Source organism: Halomicrococcus pelagicus (assembly GCF_050954125.1).
This window is the reverse complement of sequence record NZ_JBPBWC010000018.1, coordinates 13,779-33,892: the sequence shown is the minus strand read 5'-3', so window position 1 is coordinate 33,892 and position 20,114 is coordinate 13,779. Positions and strand designations below refer to the sequence as shown.

Annotated in this window: 11 protein-coding genes and 1 pseudogene; 7 read left to right on the top strand and 5 right to left on the bottom strand. The window is 54.3% G+C overall.

The annotated features are described in order from the left end of the window. The first annotated feature begins 53 nt into the window (after positions 1–53). The 5 genes and pseudogenes from ACRYA2_RS21740 to ACRYA2_RS21720 form a co-directional block, all read left to right on the top strand. A complete protein-coding gene (locus ACRYA2_RS21740; RefSeq protein WP_433633009.1) occupies positions 54–3,182 on the top strand; it encodes a hypothetical protein in 3,129 nt (1,042 codons plus the stop codon). 417 nt (positions 3,183–3,599) lie between these two features. Beyond that, positions 3,600–5,045 (top strand): branched-chain amino acid ABC transporter permease, encoded by a 1,446-nt coding sequence (locus tag ACRYA2_RS21735; RefSeq protein ID WP_433633007.1) that lies wholly within the window; start codon positions 3,600–3,602, stop codon positions 5,043–5,045. 1 nt (position 5,046) lies between these two features. Next, on the top strand, positions 5,047–6,774 hold the full coding sequence (locus tag ACRYA2_RS21730) for a branched-chain amino acid ABC transporter permease (RefSeq protein ID WP_433633005.1): 1,728 nt from the start codon (positions 5,047–5,049) through the stop codon (positions 6,772–6,774). Continuing rightward, entirely contained in the window at positions 6,771–7,739 is a 969-nt protein-coding gene (locus tag ACRYA2_RS21725) for an ABC transporter ATP-binding protein (RefSeq protein WP_433633003.1), read from the top strand. Before ACRYA2_RS21730 ends, ACRYA2_RS21725 begins: the two co-directional genes overlap by 4 nt. A gap of 2 nt (positions 7,740–7,741) precedes the next feature. Beyond that, positions 7,742–8,443 (top strand): annotated as a pseudogene (locus ACRYA2_RS21720) (ABC transporter ATP-binding protein); the annotation flags it as partial. A 224-nt stretch (positions 8,444–8,667) separates the two neighbouring features. On the opposite strand, the gene ACRYA2_RS21715 reads toward ACRYA2_RS21720, so the two are convergent. Further along, positions 8,668–10,002: an ABC transporter substrate-binding protein gene (locus tag ACRYA2_RS21715; RefSeq protein ID WP_433633001.1), complete on the bottom strand. Its 1,335-nt coding sequence runs from the start codon at positions 10,000–10,002 to the stop codon at positions 8,668–8,670. Between the two features lie 546 nt (positions 10,003–10,548). On the opposite strand from ACRYA2_RS21715, the gene ACRYA2_RS21710 reads away from it, so the two are divergent. Together ACRYA2_RS21710 and ACRYA2_RS21705 are read left to right on the top strand one after the other, a co-directional pair. After that, positions 10,549–12,273 carry a multicopper oxidase family protein gene (locus tag ACRYA2_RS21710; RefSeq protein ID WP_433632999.1) on the top strand — a complete coding sequence of 575 codons (1,725 nt, stop codon included), beginning with the start codon at positions 10,549–10,551 and terminating at the stop codon, positions 12,271–12,273. Positions 12,274–12,888: 615 nt separating this feature from the next. Further along, the gene (locus tag ACRYA2_RS21705) at positions 12,889–14,163 is read left to right on the top strand and encodes an LVIVD repeat-containing protein (protein WP_433632997.1); all 1,275 of its coding nucleotides are present in this window, start codon (positions 12,889–12,891) and stop codon (positions 14,161–14,163) included. A gap of 603 nt (positions 14,164–14,766) precedes the next feature. Here the strand turns inward: ACRYA2_RS21705 and ACRYA2_RS21700 are convergent. The 4 genes from ACRYA2_RS21700 to ACRYA2_RS21685 form a co-directional block, all read right to left on the bottom strand. Further along, positions 14,767–16,011, bottom strand: coding sequence for an ATP-binding protein (locus ACRYA2_RS21700; RefSeq protein WP_433632995.1), 1,245 nt, complete (start codon positions 16,009–16,011; stop codon positions 14,767–14,769). A 188-nt stretch (positions 16,012–16,199) separates the two neighbouring features. Beyond that, on the bottom strand, positions 16,200–17,732 hold the full coding sequence (locus ACRYA2_RS21695) for a TrbL/VirB6 family protein (RefSeq protein WP_433632993.1): 1,533 nt from the start codon (positions 17,730–17,732) through the stop codon (positions 16,200–16,202). Positions 17,733–17,757: 25 nt separating this feature from the next. Further along, complete coding sequence (locus tag ACRYA2_RS21690) at positions 17,758–19,596, bottom strand: hypothetical protein (RefSeq protein ID WP_433632991.1); 1,839 nt, start codon at positions 19,594–19,596, stop codon at positions 17,758–17,760. 63 nt (positions 19,597–19,659) lie between these two features. Next, positions 19,660–19,995 carry a hypothetical protein gene (locus ACRYA2_RS21685; RefSeq protein WP_433632989.1) on the bottom strand — a complete coding sequence of 112 codons (336 nt, stop codon included), beginning with the start codon at positions 19,993–19,995 and terminating at the stop codon, positions 19,660–19,662. Between the last annotated feature and the right edge of the window lie 119 nt (positions 19,996–20,114).

The window sequence follows — 20,114 nt, the reverse complement described above, 5'->3', positions numbered from 1 at the left end:
TGATTGGCATTTCCCAACCCCAAACGACCCTCGTCCCAAGGAGGGGTTGCTGAATGCCGACCTACAACATCGTCAACGAGGGCGGGGACAACACCGGCGGAACCGCCATCGACTCCGTCCTTGGAGGGCTAGTTGGGAGTGACACGACGATTATCTTTCCACCAGGCACGTACAAACTCAACGAACTCGTCGTAGAGTCCGGCACGACTAACCTTGAATTGATCGCGCCTGAGGGCGCACGCCTTGTTCCTGGCCGTTCGGGAGATAACGTGCGCTGGATCGACGTGTACTCGAACGACTTCGTCCTCGACGGCTTCGAGCTCGACATGCGGGACACGCCCGTGCCGCCGTTCGTGCGGATGAATTCCGAATCGGGCGACTGGGAGCTGCGACGGCTCGTCACGCGTGGCAAAGTGCGGGCAGCAACTGATACGAACGTCGGCTCAAACGACTCCGGTGATGCACGGACGTACTTCCGGTTGTCTGCGGCGGCCGGCACACGCGGGCTTTTGCAGGATTGTTACTTCCACGAAGGGTCGTGTGAACCAACCGAAGCCAGCAATCGCCGGGCCATCTTAGTTGAATCGGCGAACGGAGACCTTGTCTTTAATCGCTGTTGGTTCGAGTCGTGGGGTGAAAACACGATCTATGCGAAGAAGCCTGCGGGAGCACTGAGCATATTCAACTGTTTCTTCCGCAATACGCAGAATGGCATGCGGCTTGGCGGTGAGACAGCAGTCCGGAACTGTGTCTCGATCAAAGATGGAGAGCATCCCGTCCAAGCATGGTCAGGGGGGTCGCTCCAGCGAGGTGTGAACGCCGAAGCTACGGCTCCAACGGATCTGAGCCGTGGCATCGACAGCTACAACGGCACCCTCACTGTCGCTGATAGTGACTTCTATCACCGGTATCTCGCGTCGAGCTGTGGCGGCGCAATTACGGCGCCCCAGCCCTGCGAACGCATCAACGTACAAGACGTCCGTATTAGCTATAATTCGACAAAGAACCACGACGCCATCTACACCTATGAGAGTTCGAGAAATCTTGCATTCCTCCAGTTTGAGGACGTCTACGTCCGCAACGACCATGATTCAGAGTATGCCGTCTGGATTGGCCAAGCCCCAGACACATGGGGGACAGTATCGGGAATACTAGGCGGAAGCGGCCCGCAGACGAACTCGTCATTCGTCAGTTCGCGCATGACGACTAATGGCGACCCACCAGCGCCGGATACGACCCCGCCATTACCTAGTCCACCACCACTTGGAGAAATTCCACTGCAGCCGGCACAGCTCGTCCGCATCGACAACACCGGGAACAATTCAGCAGCCTCCTATGAAGTTGAAGCCGGCGACACTATTCTTCCGGCGGGCAACGATGGGGCGACAGTCACGATGGAATGGGGAACAGACGGCGAACCACTACGGCCGCCGAACTCCCAGCAGGCAATAGGAACAGTTCCAGTGGGCGAGGTCTACGCTTTCTACGTGACTGGCGGTATTGTCTCAGCGACCGCGAGTGGATCAGCGACGGTGACTGTTGACGGGCAGTTATACACGCCATCGCAACAACTGCTCACAGACACACTCACTGGTGATCAACCGAACAGAGAATCGTGGACTGCGGTTGATACAATCGCACAACAGGATCGTGTCGTCATTGGGAAGCCGCTGTCGTCTAATGGCGGCCAACCGACGCACGTCCGTCTTCAGAACGTGGCTGACGGTGATTTCGAGTATCAGTTTGAGGAATGGGCGTATCTTGACGGCCGTCACGTCACTGAGACGTTCCACAGTCTTGCTGTGCAGCCGATGGAACAGGTGTTACAGACGAACAGTGGCACGTCGTACCGTGTGAAAGCCGAGACGTTGGATGTGAATCATACGTTCGAGTCTGTGTCGCTCGGCGAGTTCTTCGGCGCAGAGACACCCGTGGTGCTGGCCCAATCACAAACCGTCAATGGGACTGATCCGATCGTCACCCGGATACAGAACGTCTCAGCTGATTCGTTCGATGTCCGCCTGCAAGAAGAGGAAGCGAAGGGCGGACATATAGATGAAACAGTCGGCTACATTGCACTCCAGCAAGGGTCTGGCATCCTCAATGGTCGACGGTTCGAGGTCCAGCAGGCCGATGCGACCATCGATGATACGTGGACCCGGATTACGTTCGATCAGCAGTACAACCAACCACAGTTCACGGCCGGTATGCAGACGTTCAACGGTGCCGATACGGCAAGTCTTCGCTATCGAAATCTTACGGGTACAGGCGTCGAGATCAGAGTTGAAGAAGAACAAAGTGCGGATGAGGAGACAGTGCATCGTGTCCCAGAGCGTGTTGGGTATGTCGTCACTGAGCGTGATCCGGCTCTGCTGACAACCACTCGTACGAACAATCAGCCGGACAGAGAGACTTGGAATGACGTTGATACTATTGCACAGCAGGATCGTGTCGTTATCTCGAAGCCAGTATCATTTAACGGTAGTCAACCGACGCATGTCCGTCTCCGAAATGTGGCGAATGGCGATTTCGAGTATCAGCTGGAAGAGTGGAGGTATCTCGACGGAAGTCATGCAAATGAAACAATACATAGCCTCGCTGTTGAGCCAACTGAGCAGATTTTGGAGTTAAACAATGGGGATTCGTATCGAGTGAAAGCAGGAACAGCAAGTGTGAACCATATGTTCGAAGCCGTTTCACTGGGAGGATTCTTCGGATCGGAAACGCCGGTTGTGTTGGCCCAATCACAAACCGTCAATGGGACTGAACCGATCGTCACCCGAATACAGAACGTCTCAGCTGATTCGTTCGATGTCCGCCTCCAGGAAGCGGAAGCTAGCGAGGGCTGGCATGCGAACGAAAGGGTTGGCTATGTTGCACTCCAGCAAGCGTCGGGCACCCTCAACGGAAACCGATTCGAGGTTCAGCAAACGCAGGCAACAGTCGACGATACGTGGACGCAGATCACGTTCGACCAGCAATATACCCAACCGCAGTTTGTGGCTGGTATGCAGACATTTAATGGCATTGACACAGCCGAGCTGCGCTATCGGAATCTGACCAGCACTGGTGTTGAGATCAAGGTTGAAGAAGAGCAGAGTGCTGACGAGGAGACGGCGCATCGTGTCCCGGAGCGTGTTGGCTACCTAGTTATGGAGGCTGCTAATATAGACGCTGCGTAGTGAGCATTGGAAAACGTATTTTATACATATATTTACTATATCATGTGTGGTAGTTATATCCTCACAACAAGCCCAGCGGACACACTAGTCATAGCACTCTCCTATATTAGCTGTGTTTCCAGAATACAAATATAAATATACTATTATTAAAATAATGCCGTGTGCTCTTCCTACGGACCTTTCATTAATAGCCGATATTTTTGCGTCTCAATTATTTTCTCAGCATTTCTTGGATAGAGATATCTACAGAGAAAGGCCTGTAGCAGCGGATATTCTGTAATGACTCTCCTCTCTTGTACTGCCTAACAAGTTCTAAATGAAAATATAGGAAATTTATTTATGTTAAACCGTATAAACGGTGTCAGTAGACGGTGGAATCATGCTAAATGGCCTCATTAACCATGGGCGGGAGTAATCATGGTACAGACAGGAATTCTGAACGCGGCTGTAACAGGAATTGTAACAGGAAGCGTCGTTGCACTCGGTGCAATCGGTCTCTCCTTGGTGTACAGTATCGCTGAGGTACCGAACTTCGCACACGGAGAACTGCTGATGGTTGGGGCCTACATGGCACTACTCGTTAACCAGCCTGGAAACGTTCCAGTCTACGAACTACTGGCCACGAACCCACAGGCACCCACAACAGCTGGATTCATCGTAATGTTCCTAGCGACAGTTGGCGCAGTACTAGCACTGATTTACCACTTGGGTGGCCGCGAAGCCCTGGCCGGCTCATGGTGGCCAGTCGAACCGCCCTCGACTGTTGGCTATGCCGGGCATCTCGCACTCGCAGCCGTCGTCGGTGGACTCGTCTTACTCGGCACGCCCTCCATTGCAGGTGGGATGCTATTTTCGGTCGTCGTCATGGCTGCACTCGCACCAGTTCAAGAAAAAGTAATTTTTCAGAAATTCCGTAACAAGGGAGTCGAACTCGCGACGATGCTGATTGTTGCCCTCGGCCTCTCATTCGTTCTCCGGTTCGGCACACAGGCGCTATTCGGCGGCAAAGTACGCGACTACACGGTTCCGAGTATCGCTAATGTATTCGGGACTGACATCCCCCTCTCGGCTGCACAGTTTTTCGATTTCTATGCAACTGGAGCAGGTATCACCGTCGACTGGAAAAACAGCGGTGCCATCGGACAAGACCCCTTCACCGTCGCAGTAATCTCTTTTAGTTGGCCAATCCTTGCCGCTATTGGTCTCGTGTCGGTCGGCGCTGCCATAGCCGCCTACCGATGGCGAACAACTGACAGTGGCTTCGGCGCCGAACAAACCTTCGGCCCCCGCGCTGTAGGATTTGTAACCGGTCTGATCTCTTTCACCGCGCTTGTGCTTCTATTCGGTCTTGGCGGATCGGCAAACGTTCCGGACACTGCGGGCAACACGACACGCATCAGTCTCTCGATAATGCGAGCATTGGTGATCGTCATTGCAGTCGGGATGATGACGCTGCTCCACGTGTTGCTCCAGCAGACGAAACTCGGAACGGCGATGCGCGCGTCAAGCGACAATCTCGATCTCGCACAGGTGACCGGCATTGACACTGATACGGTGATGATGGCAACATGGGTTATCGCTGGCGCATATGCAGCGATTGGCGGTGTCATGCTCGGCGTCCTCTTTTCATCTATCACGCCAAATATGGGCTTTTTCTTGCTGCTCCCCATGTTCGCCGGCGTTATTCTCGGCGGAATTGGCTCCGTGTACGGCGCTATTCTCGGAAGCTATGTCGTCGGCCTTTCAATGGAAATGGGAACCACCGTTCTCAACGTTGAGGCGACCTATCGCATCCCAATCGCGTTCATCATTCTCTTCATCGTGTTACTAGTGAAACCTGAAGGGATCATGGGGGGCAAATAACATGGCGCTTTCCAGTTCACTCGTTACGTTCGGTATCTTTGTCGGGATCTACGGGCTTCTCGCTCTCGGTCTGAACCTCAAGTTCGGCTATAACGGACTGCTCGATATCGGACACGTCGCATTCTACCTCATCGGCGCATACACCACAGCACTCTTGGTGGCACCATCGCCGGAGTCCCAACAGTTCATTGAGTATGTGCTCGGCTGGAACTGGCCGTGGTTCGCTGCAATTCCCGCCGGTGTGATAGTTGCCGGCATATTTGGTATGCTCGTTGCCCTCCCAGCAATCCGGCTGCGGGAAGACTACCTCGCAATAACGCTGCTAGGTGTCTCTGTCATCGCCCAGCGAGTTATTCAAGTAGAAAAATGGCTGGCGAACGGACCCGGGACACTACGAGGGTACGGTGTCCCACTGCGGAGCCATTTCCCGCTCCCCGGAACCTCACCCCAAGCGGCCGCTATCCTCGGAGTTGTCGTCGGAATCTTCTGGGCTGCCATGGCATACTTCACGATTCGACTGCTGGCACGCCGCCAGACTCGATCGGATGGCACGAGTATTGCGTCTCTCTTACCAATAACAGCAGTGCTTGGTGTCGGCAACCTTGAGCTCTTTAGCGGTCTGCGGTCGAAAACATCGAGCGTCTGGCTCTCGATCGCCGTCGGAGTCATCGCCGGCACAATTGCCGGAATCGCTACTAGCGCCGGTAACGGAACGAGTACAGTATTCGTCTTCTTTGGCGTCCCATCACTGTTCACCTGGATTCTCGGCACCGCCGCACTAGCACTCTATTATGCCAATTTAACTGCCCGTGATGTCGTTGTCGCGGCTGGACTCGCCGTAGCATTCGTCGTTGCGTTCCTCCCCCTCATTCTCCTCGGAGGCAAACAAACAGGAGACATCTCCAGCAGCATTGGCCTGCTCGGCACTATCGTTCTCCTCGCGCTGTACCTCTACGGACTCTACTACGCAGGCAGCAACTGGACGCGCATCGGCACTAACTCCAAGTTTGTCCATCTTCTCGGCGTCGCAGCTGTCCTCCTCTTCGCCCTCCGGTACTTCCTCTTTGCGCTGGTGATGCCATTCAAGCGAGGCGGCATTGGCGCTGCAAGCACGCAACTGCTGCAGAACATCCTCTGGCTGATGAAATTCCAAACGACCACACCGAACCTCGCACGATTCCTCTCGGAAACAGTCGTTATCTTCGATTACAACCGATTTCTGCTAGCGCTGATTTTCGGCATTCTTGCCATCGTCTACCTCATGCTCGAGCGGACGGTTGCGTCGCCGTTCGGACGCGTACTCAAGTCGATCCGCGAGGATGAGGACGTGGCTATTGCGCTCGGGAAGAACACGTTCGCCTACAAAATCCAGACGATGATCCTCGGCAGCGCAATTGCTGGACTTGCCGGAGCTCTCTGGGCGATCTACGCGACCTCACTTGTGTTCACGATGTTCGCACCACGAGTGACGTTCTTCGCGTTCCTGATGGTCATCATCGGCGGGACTGCCAACAATCGCGGCGTCATCCTTGGATCGGTCATCTACTGGGCGTTCGAGCAAGGAACGTCCGATATTGCCGCGTTCTTCCCAACCGCGGCCCGGTCATCGGTACAGGCGCTGCGCCTTGCGTTCATCGGCGCGCTGCTCATCGTGATTCTGTATTATCGCCCCGAAGGCATCTGGGGAGAACGACGAATGGTGGCCGCTACTGGAGGTGAGGACGAATGACGAACGCAATTTTGGAAGTTGAGGAGCTCCGCAAGACGTTCGGCGGTATTACAGCCGTTGATGGAGCGACCTTCGAAGTCGAAGAAGGAACGGTTACTGGACTTATCGGCCCGAATGGTGCTGGCAAAACGACGACGTTCAATCTTATCTCGGGATTCTATGAACCCGACAGCGGAGAGGTTCGGTATCGGGGGCGTGACCTCCAAGAAATCATGGCCCCAAGTCGCTCCGAGAAGGCGATCTGGACCTCGTCGTCGAGCATTAGTTTTGCCGGGCTTGGCGCCGGTCTTGCATCGACTGCTGGCTTAGCGGGCATGATGGGGCTTGGCGCCGCAGCCGCGGCCGGCGCTGTGGTAGGCGCCGGCACGTACTATGGACAGGAGCAAGTCAAAACGGAGTATCTTGACTACAAGCGCAATCGTCCTTTCCAGGTTGCTCGTGCTGGGCTGTCACGGACGTTCCAGCTGACACGCGAACTGCAGGGGCTGACGGTGCTGGAGAATCTCTTGCTTGCGCCCCAAGAGCAGTCCGGTGAAAACTTGCTGAATGCGTGGTTCCGGCAGGATACTGTTGCGTCGGAGGAACGGGAGATCAGAGAGCGTGCCGACGAGATGCTTGACTTGCTTGAACTCGACCATCTCCGAGACGAATATGCAGGTAACCTTAGTGGCGGTCAACGGAAGTTGCTTGAGCTTGGTCGAGTGCTGATGACCGATCCTGATCTCATCCTGCTTGACGAACCAGTTGCAGGCGTCAATCCATCACTGACCCAGAATCTCTTGTCCCGCATTGAAGAGCTGCGTGACCAGGGATACACGTTCTGTATCGTCGAACACGACATGGAAGTAATTATGAATCTTAGCGATACGATCATCGTCATGGATCAAGGCAAGAAGCTCATGCAAGGTACACCCGAGGAAGTACAGGCCGATGACCGTGTTGTCGAAGCATATCTCGGAGGGTAACAATGGCGTTATTAGAAGCTCGCGACATCGTCAGCGGGTATGGTGACGCAGAGATTCTCCACGGAGTCTCGATGGATGTCCACGAGGAGGAGGTCGTCTGCATTATCGGTCCGAACGGGGCCGGCAAGTCGACATTCATGAAAGCAGTGTTCGGACTCATCCCGTGCTGGAATGGCGCGGTCACATTCGCCGACGAGGAGATCACGGAGTACGAACCCGACGAGATTACTCGCACTGGAATGTGTTATGTTCCTCAAACTGACAATGTCTTCCCAAGCTTGACGGTTCGAGAGAACCTGCGGATGGGCGCATACATTCTTGAGGAGGTGCCGCAGGCGGCACTCCAAGAAGTGTTCAGTCACTTCCCGATTCTCGAGGAGCGACAAGGACAGAAGGCCGGAACAATGTCCGGTGGCCAACAACAGATGCTTGCGATGGGTCGTGGACTCATGGTTGATCCGGATCTAATGCTTGTCGACGAACCCTCAGCGGGGCTTGCGCCCGATTTAGTTGATGAGGTGTTCGAGAAAATCAAGGAGATCAATGCTGCCGGCACAGCTATCCTCATGGTCGAACAGAACGCCAAAAAGGCGCTTCGGAACTCGGATCGTGGGTACGTACTCGATATGGGCGAGAACCGTTTCGAAGACTCCGGCGACGCGTTGTTAGACAACGAGGAAGTTACAGACCTCTATCTTGGAGGTGGTGGCGGAACCTCGTCCGGGAGTGAAGTCGAAGTTGCCGACGAGAGCGAAGAAGCCGGCTAACCCACTCCACAGTGGTCAGTAACGTATACCGCGCCTTTGAGACTAAGACGTCTTGTTTCAGCGATAGAATGTGAACTAGTCGAGGGCTCTAGAGATGGCGTGTTGGTGAGTGCAAAAGGGATATCGACTGAATGCTGGTCCAGTACTCAAGCACCAAAGCGCTAGAGTTTCCCTTCGAAATACGAGCGGGGGATCTCTTCTAAGGTCTTGGTGGCTTTGCCTTGCTCTGGAACCCGCAAGATAGCGAAGCGGTTGATCGGTTCAAGCGCTTTGTTGAGGTTTACGGGGCTGGATGCGCCGGCGTAGTTGATGGTCTTGCCGTTTTTCAATGCTTGTTTGGCCTTCTTGAACTGGCCGACAGACACGGTCACGTCGGCATCGCTGTCAGGGCGACTTACGTCACGGATGTTTTTCGCGATCGCTGTTCCGGAGGCCTCCCCGGCTTTCTGGATAGCTAATGCCTGGAGGAACAATGCGTCGTAGGCGTGTGGAGCAAACAGCGTGTTCTTCTCACCCATCATCTTCTCGAATTCTTTGGCGCCTTTTGTGGATTCAGGAGAGGGTGAGGCAAGGTACATATTTGCAGTGATGTTGCGGTTATTTGTCAAGAATTTCTTGCTGTTAAGGCCCTCACTGAGGACCCAGTTACCGCCGTACCCACCTTCCGCCCACTGCTTCAAGATGGTCTTCCCGTTTCCTGGATAGCCGACAAAGCCGACACCATCGGGATTCCCTTGGAACAGCTTATCAAGCGTTGACGAGTAGTCGGTCGCCTTCTTTGAATAAGCGACCATGTTAGTGGTCTGCCCCTTGAATGCCTTTTTCGCCTTTTGTGCTAGCCCCTCGCCATAGGGATTGTCGACGTAGAGGAAAGCGGCTTTGTCTGCACCGATGTACTTTTTGTCACTAAGGATGCGGCCCATGACAATGCCCTGCTGGGCGTCGTTTGGGGCCGTTCGGCCGAAGTATTTGGGCTTCTGTCCGTCTTGTCCGAAGCCGATCTCTGCCAGCGCAGGGGTAGTACTGGCGTGGCTGACCTGCATCACCTTATCTTTGGCAACTCGCTGGGCAATTGGAACTGACACGCCTGACGAGGCTGCGCCGACGAATCCGACGATATTGTTCTCGTTCACTAGCGAGCTGTACTTCTGGATTGCTTTGGATGGCTGCGTCTGGCTGTCCTTGTTAACAACGTTGATGTTGCGTCCGAGTGGACCGCCGGCGTCGTTGATGTTCTTTGCTGCGAGGTTGACGGCTTTCTGCATGCCACTTCCATATGCCGACAGTGATCCAGTGATGGGTATGATGGAACCCATTGAAATCGCCTGTCCGCTGGAGTTGTTGGATTGATTGTTGCTACTGGTGTCAGTCGTTGTGGTTTGTTGGCCGCCACTATTCGAGGCATTGTTGCCCATGCAGCCGGCGAGGCTGACGATGCTGGCCGAGCCGGCTAGTTTGAGATACCGACGCCGTGACGACAGTTGTTTGTCTGTCATACGATAACGTGGTACGTTGTCCAGTAGTAAATTCTTTCGATGGATTAATATTTTGACAAACACATAAATCACGGTTCAAAATTAAAGAAATGTAATAATAGTTCGGGAAGTAAGCGCCAAGTTTATCTAGAGATGCCTGTTCAGTCTGTCTCCTACTAGCCAATTAGTATCGGAGTATTTGATAATATACCAATAAAAGAGATAGGTTGAAACTCATCTCCATCGAAAAACTAGCAGCCTCAAGCGGAGAGTCGATATCACTGAATGGAGGAACCTATCGCTAAGTTATCTAGTTATTTATAGCAATTTCTCTTTAGCTATCCAGGTTCAGAGATTGTTCAGGAAAAAATTCGCTATTTGAAGTAGCCTGAATCTAACATCTGTTTGTATGGTCGAAAATATTAATAGACTATATCCTAACAGGATAGCTAGGTGCAGAACCATTATAGATACAATGATCGGACTGAATTTGGCCAGAAACAAAGGCAGCACCTCCAGTCAAGAGAGAATTATTCATAAAATTTTATAACAAATTTTTTCTGGACAATGAGTAAAATAACAAGACGACGGCTGCTAAAAGCAGGTACGGCACTAGGAGTAGCAGGGAGCATCCCACACAGTATCGGGAAGACAACCGCACAATCATCTCCTGTTCTTGAGAAATACGTACAATCCTTACCGATCCCAGCAGTACGAGACCCAGACGGAAAACGAAAGGGAGCAGAATACCACGAGGTATCAGTAACAGAGTTCACACAAAATCTCCATCCAGACCTACCAGACACGACAGTTTGGGGCTTCGACGGAAGCTTCCCCGGGCCGATAATCGAGGGGCGTCGAAACCAGCAACTCAAAGTACGATATGATAATAGTCAGCTGCCCTCAGACCACCTTTTCGACGTTGATGAACGGATTCGGGGAACAAAGCCCGAGGACTATCCCCAATACGATGGTCCTGTTCCAGAAGCTCGAACAGTCACTCATTTTCATGGACTCAACATCGAGCACGCCAGTGATGGACAAGCGACGATGTGGAAATCTCCCGACGGGATTACTGGCCCTGAATTCGTCACACATGTCCACGATATCCCGAACCGGCAGTCCAGATGCACAACGACATACCACGATCATGCACTGGGGATTAGTCGACTCAACGTCTACGCCGGACTTGCAGGTTTCTACTTCATTCGAAGTCAGACAGAAGAGAATCTCAACTTGCCCAGCGGCGAATACGAAATCCCGCTTATGCTCCAGGATCGGTCGTTTAATGAAGACGGGTCACTCTACTACCCTGATTCATTCGTCGCGAACTTCGCAGGCGACACGGCTGTTGTCAATGGAGCCGTCTGGCCGTATCTCGAGGTCGAACCTCGCCGTTACCGCTTCCGATGTATCAATCAGGCGAACGGCCGGACATTCAATCTTCACCTCAAGAATGAATCCGGGACTGCTGTCCCGACAATGTACCAATTCGCGGCCGACCATGGGTTCTTAGAATCAGTCGTCCCCCTTGGTCCGGAACATACCCTGAAGTCACTTCTTCTCTCCCCATTCGAACGTGCAGACATCGTTGTTGATTTCTCGGAGTATGCCGGCGAGACATTCACAGTCACTAACACCGCTGAATTCCCCTTCAGAGGCAAAAATGAGGGAATTGATCTCCCTGAAGTGTTCCAGATCCGTGTCGCAGATCCGAGTACGAAGCCTACGGACACCAGTGCCGATCCGGTAGACTTAGCCCTTCCTTCGAACTCCGATATCAACAAAAATGCCGCACGCACGACGCGGCATATGGTTCTCAGTATGACGATGGACAAATACGGGCTTCCGCTCCATTTAATTAATCACTCACGGTTCTTCGAGGAGACAACTGTCAAACCGCAGCTCGACACAACCGAGATTTGGGAACTTGAAAACACGACCCATCATACCCATCCCATTCATCTGCATTTAGTCGACTTCAGTGTCATTGGGCGTGGCCCAAATGGTACGAAAGAGCCGGCGCCGAACGAACAAGTTGGTAAGGACGTAGTTCGGGTGAATCCCGGTGAGACAGTGAGAATTCTCGTTAAATTCGGTGATTTCACCGGCAAATTCCCCTTTCATTGTCACATTCTAGAACACGAGGATCATGAAATGATGCGTCCGTTCGAAGTTGTAACCGGGAGCGATGACAACTCAGAGGAGAACAATGTTGACATCCTCCCCGCCCTGAAGGGCGAGGATTCCCACGGCACCGCACCGCTGGGGTGGGATGTTTACGGTTTGTAGCCACCGCGTTGGACGGCTACTGGCTGTGCCAACCAGCCGTTACTCCTATCCCGGCAGGGGATTCGGAGGTACTTTTGCTGACTGCACCCCGAAGTCCCACCACAGAAAGAGGGTGCTTTCTGAGTGGAATCAGGGAATCCCGATATTGTCCGATTAAGTGGGCGGGCAGGCCGCCTCGGTTGACTAATAGTACGGGATTGGGTGACTTAAAACAGCCGTTCTGCACATCGAACGTGGTCTGTGGTGGGGTTGTCGGATTCATCCTCGCCGTAAACGGCGGGCCTTTCTCCTTGCACTTCCGTAAAAGCGATTCCTACGGCGAGACCGGAAGAGGAGACTCTTCGTAGGCGAGTCTGATAATCCGGATGGGTCGTTGTACTGGACGGCGGTACAGGCACGGTGGTTCATTGTTGTCAGCGATATTGGTGCTGGGCTATCGTTCCTCCACGAAGATCGTGGCCGTAGGAGTGCTCCTACCATTGATGGTGAGCGGACCGCTCCTCAGGGCCCAGGTCCGAACATCATCATCAAAAACCTAGTATAGAAATTATTATAAAAATATTATTTAGTTAATACTTAATGGTTATACGTTATTGAATAGTATGGAGCGAGAGAATGAGTAAATTTACCCGACGAAGCACACTGAAAGTTCTCGGATCGTCCTCACTAGCAATCACTGGCCTGTCGTCCATCGCCAGCGCCCACCCAAAAAATGGGAGCGACGGTGGCACAAATACAACGACCGGCAGGATGCGACTCTTCAGTGAAGCGGCCGTTGATGGCGCACACGAAGCCGTCGCCCAAGGCGGATACGCCTACGTCGCCACCTACACAGGGATGGCCGTTGTCGACTGGCGAGACCCACGCCAACCCGAGGAAGTCGCACGACTCGAGGCCAATGATCCAGCCGGCGGCATCATGGATGTCAAAGTAAGCGGCGACCTTGCCAGTCTTGCTAGCAACGGTGGACCAGGAATCACACTCGTCGATATCAGCGATCCCCACAACCCCAGCGAAATCGGGTTTTACAACGTCGGCCACGGGATCCACAATAACTTCCTCACCGAAAATCACGCCTATCTCACCGTCAACGAATCCGGCGAGGTACCGTTTAGCAAGGCGCGCTGTGAGATCATCGACGTAAGGAATCCAGCAAATCCGGCGAAAGTTGGCGAATACCGGCTCAAGGATCACTTCCCTGAGTTCGCGATGGCGGGCGTTAACCCGTGTCATGACATCTACGTCCAGGACGACCTCCTGTACCAGGCGTTCTGGGACGCAGGGACGATTATTGCTGATGTGAGTGATCCGAGCAGCCCGACAACCGTCTCGCAGTTCGGGGCAGCACCGAACGCTGACATGCCGTATCCAGGTGAATTCCCGATAGAGCGGTACCTGACCCTCCCCGGAAACGCGCACTATGTGCAGCCCTCGCCGGACGGTCAGTACGTCTATCAGGGCGCAGAAACGTTCCCGGGCGATATCGTCGACAACCCAGACAACGACGACTATGGCGGCATCAAAGTCTTCGACGTGTCAGACTACGAGAATCCGCGCCAGGTCACACGTATCTCACCACCGAATCTGGACGTCTTCCGGACGTCCCACAACTTCGACGTCACAGAGAACCGGCTTCACGCGTCATGGTACAACGGCGGCGTCCAGATTATCGATGTCACTGACCCGGCGAATCCCGCGGAGCTCGGCCACTATGCCACCGACGATACGTCGTTCTGGACGGCAGTGCGCGAACGTGGATTCACGATTGGCAGCGACATCGGTGGCGGCCTCGTCTTCCTACACGCGGATAGCGGAGAACAGCGTGGGCCTTCGTTCACAGGAACGGGCCGTCCAGAAAATCCAGGCCTCAGAAGAATTGACGAAAAATAGATACAAGACGATGACGGGCGCTGTATCCCCGCCGTAAACGACGGGGTATTAGCGCCCTGTACCGCCGAAAATAACACACAGCGATAGGGATTGTTGTAAAAACCCTACACCACCGAGCAGTTTCGGAGATCAAGCTGGTGTCTAAAGTGGGTTTAGTGTACCTGCTGTATTTTTGTCATAACAGTTTGTTTCAAACTCTTATTCCTAAGGAACAGTATGAATCCACCTGAACCATAAAAGATATAAAAAATCTCCAAACACTAAAAACTAGCAAAACTATACAAAGCAGCAAAACCGTCCAAACGTATTTTTCTCTCCCACTAGATGACCACAGTAGCGCAGGGAGAACGCCCACAGCTTTAGCCATGGGATGATCCCATAAGATTGGTTAACTGTAATACTGCTTCACAGGCTACCGAGTCCGAGGTACGGATACGCACCCGGAAACGAGGAATGATAACCGCCTGGGTTAGTATACTATACTATCCGACCTAGTCTTGAATCCAAAGGACCTCATTTAACTCATACAACACGGCAGTAACGGAAAATGTCAATAGCCATAGCTAAAGATGGTAGCGAAGCATACAGTCGCGGCAAACACACTCACGGAAACGATTCGAAAAGATCCGCTGCTGTAATCGCCTCTGCATTGCGTTCGGCCGCAGACACTGCCGCGTCGTCGACGATACCCACGATATCAGCGCTACTGAGCCCCTCCGAGCGGTCGGCCAACTCCCGGTATTCCGCTTCGTCGAGCGCCGTCGGGCGGTCGCGGAGTCGTACGCGGAAGATGGCCTTCCGTGCGTCCTTGTCGGGAAGACCGAGTTCGTACTGCTGATCGAACCGTCCGCGACGAGTCGCGGCCTCATCGAGAAGATCGGGGCGGTTCGTCGCCGCAATCACGAGGAAATTCGGGTCCTCATCGTCCAGGTGGGCGAGGAACTCGTTAACGACTTGGGCGTGTTCACGATGGAGGTCATTCCCGCGCCCAGCAAGTAACGCGTCGATTTCGTCAATAAAGATGACACAGCGGTCGAACTGCGCGGCTTCGTTGAACAGCTGGTTGACCTGCTCGGTCGACTCGTTGATCCAGCGAGATTTGATATCGCCAGCACTCAGTTCGAGATACGGATGGCCGAGTTCACCAGCAATCGCACGAGCAAACAGGGTCTTACCGGTCCCAGGTGGACCGTACAGGAGAATCCCATTCGGCGGTGAGACATCGAACCGCTCGTACGCATCGTCAATCCGGGTAAGTGGTCTCAAGATGGAACGTTCAATCTCCGTTTTCAGTGCTCCCATCCCTCCGATATCTGCAAACCGCGTATCAGGTGCCAGGCTCCACTCATAGGTAAATTCTGTATTCTCAAAGGTCGGTTCCTCGCGATGGTTGGTTGTCTTGTTAGTAGATTGGTTTAGTTCCTCTGATTCCTCAAGTGGGTTTGGCTTTACAGGTCGTTTGTCTTGCGCCATTGAGGAACGGGTGTCATCAGTGGTTACAGCTTTGAGATTAGCATATGCCATCATAGGGATAGACACGAGCCAAGTGAAGCCCATTAGCCAGAAGTCATCAAACAGAGCAGACAGTCGAAATGGGCGTAGTTTCTTCGCAAGAACGGGCCAGTTGTGTTCCCAAAGAGGGAGAAACCAAACGAGAGTCAGCATAACGGTTCCAATGACAATTCCTAGTGACCATCCTTTGTCAATCCCCTCGTTATCTTCGCCGAATACCGCGTCAATGACTGTGAATATTATAACAGCAATAGCTAGTGGGGAGAGAGGTATAGCAACTACGCTGAGAAGTGCGGGAACAAGCATACCAATATAAGACATCAGTTCGCCAGCCACTAGAACCACGCCTAGCGGGACGAGTAGGTAACATGCAGAAGATACAGCCGTTGAGACGGACAAAATAATCCCCGCTTGGAAGATGTTTCTACCTCGTTCGGCAGTATTGGACGTAGCGTGTTCTTGACCATCCATGGTCATCTCAGATCAAGATTTCTCCGTGTACATGCGTTTGGTTAAGCTGACACTCATTTGGATTGGTCTTTACTCTCCGAACTATCTGTCCAATCACTCAGCTCGCCTTGTTTTGAACTGGTTTCCCCACTGGTATCGACAACGGGATTCTCACGGTAGCGTTCGAGACTTGCCTCAGCCCAATCTACAGGTGATTGGTGAAGATTTCGCGTAGCATAGTCTGTGCCAGACTTTGCATCCTTGACGGCTCGCTTCCCGCCTTTCTTGAATGCTTCACCCCCTTTTTTGGCATCTTGTACTCTCTTTTCCGAAAGGAGGTTCGTAGCTGCACTTCCAACCGCGCCTTTCGTTTTCGTCGCGGTAATCCCGGCTTTTTTAGCAGCGGCACCGCCTCTTCCGCCGGTCACCCATCTGTCAACACCTGCTCCCCCGTGCCTTGCCTGTTCCATCAGGGCAGTACGCGTCGACTTCTGGCTCGACTGCCCGGTCGAGGAACTCTGTGAACTCGATTTGCTTTTCGCTCCCTGTCGACCGGAGAGCCGCCGAGGCGATAGCCCGGCCATCGCTGCTGATTTAATCCCGACGAGAGCGGGCGCGACCAGGCCGATGAGCCAGAAGAGGTACGCTTCGAGGACTTCTCCGAATCCGGGATCACCGGCGGCTTGCTGGCCCTGAGCGGCGGTCGCTGCTTGGCCGGTCATATCTGTATACGCGCCGGCGGTCGCTGCACCAGTCTGGAGGAGACCAGCCATCACGATGCCTGCGAGCAGCATATAGGCGGTCGCACGGAGCGCTGTCTTTGCGATCTCCGACGTGTACTGGAGCGGTCCGAAGTCCAGATAGAGCATCGCTCCAAGCACGGGTAAGAGAATGAACGTCGCGTTAAACAGGAACTCCCGTAGGACGAATACGCCGAGTGCTAGCAGAATCCCAGCGACAGACACCATACTGAGGATGAGCGCACCGATGGTGACGCCGGCACCTGAGGCTGCCGCGCCGTCGAGACTGGACTTGAGTACTCGGGGTCCAAACGCAGCTCCATACTCGGCAGTGAAGATGTGGCGGATAATCGCGTTGGTCAACAATAAGCCGAAATGCATGATTTGGCGGGCGACGGCGACAAAGATGATCGCTTTCAGTGCTTTCCAGGCGAGCATGAAGGTCGTCACCTCGCGCTGGTCGGCGAACGGTTTCGTTGCAACGCCCGCCATGACCATGATCACGAGGAGCTGTGGGAAGATGTCGAGGTTGTGCTGGAAGGCGGACTGCATCGTCGGGTCCGTGTAGGGGCTGTCGAAGATGATGAACGTGCGGAGGCCGTTGGCGATGAGTTCGCCGATGAAGCTGAGGATCCCGGTGAGGATGTAGGTGAAGAAGTTCGCAATCCAGTCGGTGAAGACGATGGCAAGCGGGGTCGTGGTTCCGTCGACGGCCAGTATTGTGCCACCCATCTGTCTGGTTGCTGGTGGGACGGCATCAAGGCTGTCCTGGACGGCGGCGAGCGGAATGTGGAGTCGTATCCCAGTCATCGTTTGCTGGACGATTATTCTTGCTGAGCGCGGGAGTTGTATGAGTATTGTTGGCATTCCCTAAGTAAGTTCTTCACGATTTCTAACTCTTCCGCCGTCGCATGTACGCGAACGGCAGGAAAAAGACGAAAAACGCTGCAATTGAGACGAGGGCACCAGCAAGACTCCTGAGCAGCTGGTAGATGTTGAACGGTTCCGGCTGGAACACGACTTGCGTCTGTGCCGACCCGTAGTAGGCACTCTCAGAGACGTTGGTCGAGCCCGAGAACGAGGCAGTGACGTAGAGGTCACGCCGCTCGACGATAGCAACGCCGTCAGCGTTCGTCGTCACCCGCCCCGTTGCGGCGCCACTGAGCCAGAGCGTACGACCTGCGAGTGGATGGCCAGTGGCAGTGTCGGTGAGCTGGATTCGCGCGTGCGTCTCGTTGAGCGTCTTGGTGGACAGCGTCGCGTTTCGCTCACGAACAGTCTGTGTCCGCACTGGAATCGAATCATTATGGATATCATGGACCGCCGTGATTGGCTGGTCGACGTTGGTAACGACGATCGTCCTGTACCCACGGGGCGGGACGGAGGTGAGATTCACATGCCGGTCGAGCGGCGCTGGAGTCGCTGACAGATTGAAGCCCCGTGTCCTACTGATTTTAGGCGCGGATACGACACCCCTCTTCCCTGTCCATCGAAGCGTGGGCTGGCGGCTCCGAGCGGCGAGTTGCAGTTCAAGAACGTTCGGGAATGAGACGGTCTGATCGTGAGTCCCTGTGACTGTCGACTGCCGTGTACGCGTTCGATTGGGTCGGTTCGTGATAGTAGTAGAGGGTGAGAGTGTGGTGTTCAGCCTATTACGGAGGCGATAGCCGCGTGTCGCGTTGGCGTACTGGCGCTGCGAATAGACACCCCAGATATTCTCGACACGGCCTGTCGAATCCTGGAATCGCGCATAGCTCCAGAGTCGCCGGTCAGACAGCGTCTGCGGCCCCTCGAACCGGAGGATAATCCGATCAATGCCATCCTCGGAGCGGACGACCGTCTGAGTGACGCTGAGGTTTTGATTCGTCGTAATGACGACGCGGGCCGTGTCTTGGACTGTATGCGAGAGTGTGAGCGTCTCGTTGGTACTTGTATTCGACAGCTGCCAGCCATCCCGCCCACGGACGTACGTTGATGTCTGGACAGCGACCGTCGTGTTGATCGTTGCGCGGACCTGCATCGTCGCTGGTTCGGTGGCGGTCGCCCCGGCATACTCGAGCTGTTGCGGCGTCTCCGAGTTGCTGGACCATGTCTGCGAGCCGATTTGCACTGTTCGATTGACGCGCTGGTCGAGGAGCGTGTAGTTGCGACATGTCTTGGTGTCGCCAGCGACGGTACACGTGCGGTTCGGGAGCCGCGTCGAATAATCGAGATGCGTTATGACTGTGCCGGTACGGGGAATCAACAGCAGCTCACTCCCAGTTTCAGATCGAGTTTCGCCGGCTGTTCCGAGACGAGTGTGCGTTCCCTCCAGTGTTCCGAGCAGCGTGATATGGGCGTCTGTAACGACGGTGCCGTTCGAGCGCTGTGAATCCGGGAGCCACAGGCTCGTCGACTCGTTGCGGTGGATCGAGCGGAGCTGTGCGCGGCGATACTCGCTGAGCGTCTGGTTTGCCGGGCCGACGCGATACGGCGGCTGTGTCGTCGCATAGTAGAAATCACGCATCCGACTGACGTTCGCCATGGTGGAATCCTCTGTCTGGACAACGTCATCGATCTCTGAGAGCACGAATGGCGGTATCGCTCCAGCGTTCGGGTCACGGTCGTCGGAGACGAAGAGGCGTGTCGCCCCGTCGGGCGCGTCAGTGACGGGTGGCGTGAGTGCGCTTCCGAGGGGGAGCGCGAGGAGGGCAATGAGTAACAGGCCGGCGGGGAGGCGACTGACTCTCATAGCGGCGATGTGAGGGGAGTGAGTGGGGCGGGGATTACGCGCGGGTCACTCCGAGTGTATTGGTTAGGGGAGGGCGGGGACGATCAGTCCGGGGGCGAGGTTCTCGAAGAGGTTGACGAATACGTTGTAGCTGACTGAGAGGACGATCATGCCAGCGCCGCCCCACATGCCACGCCAGCCCCATTGGGCGCGATCGGCGCTCCGGCGGGAGACGAACCAGACGGCGGCGCCGATGAGGAAGACGATCACGCCGACCTGGCCGAGTGTGGTTGCGACGAACTCCTCGATTTGAGTGAGCGAGTTATTGATTTCGCTTTGCTGAGCGGCCGCGACGCCAGCACTTGCACAGAATGCAATCATGACAGCCATGGCCTGTGTGAGTTTGTGACGATGACGCATGCTTGTGCCTACTATTGACCGCCACAAAAATCCTTAGATTACGAGATTGAACTATATTTTTTATGTGAAAGACAGCTTTTTCTATATATTGAAGTAGGAAGATAAGTTCTAGAGTCTCG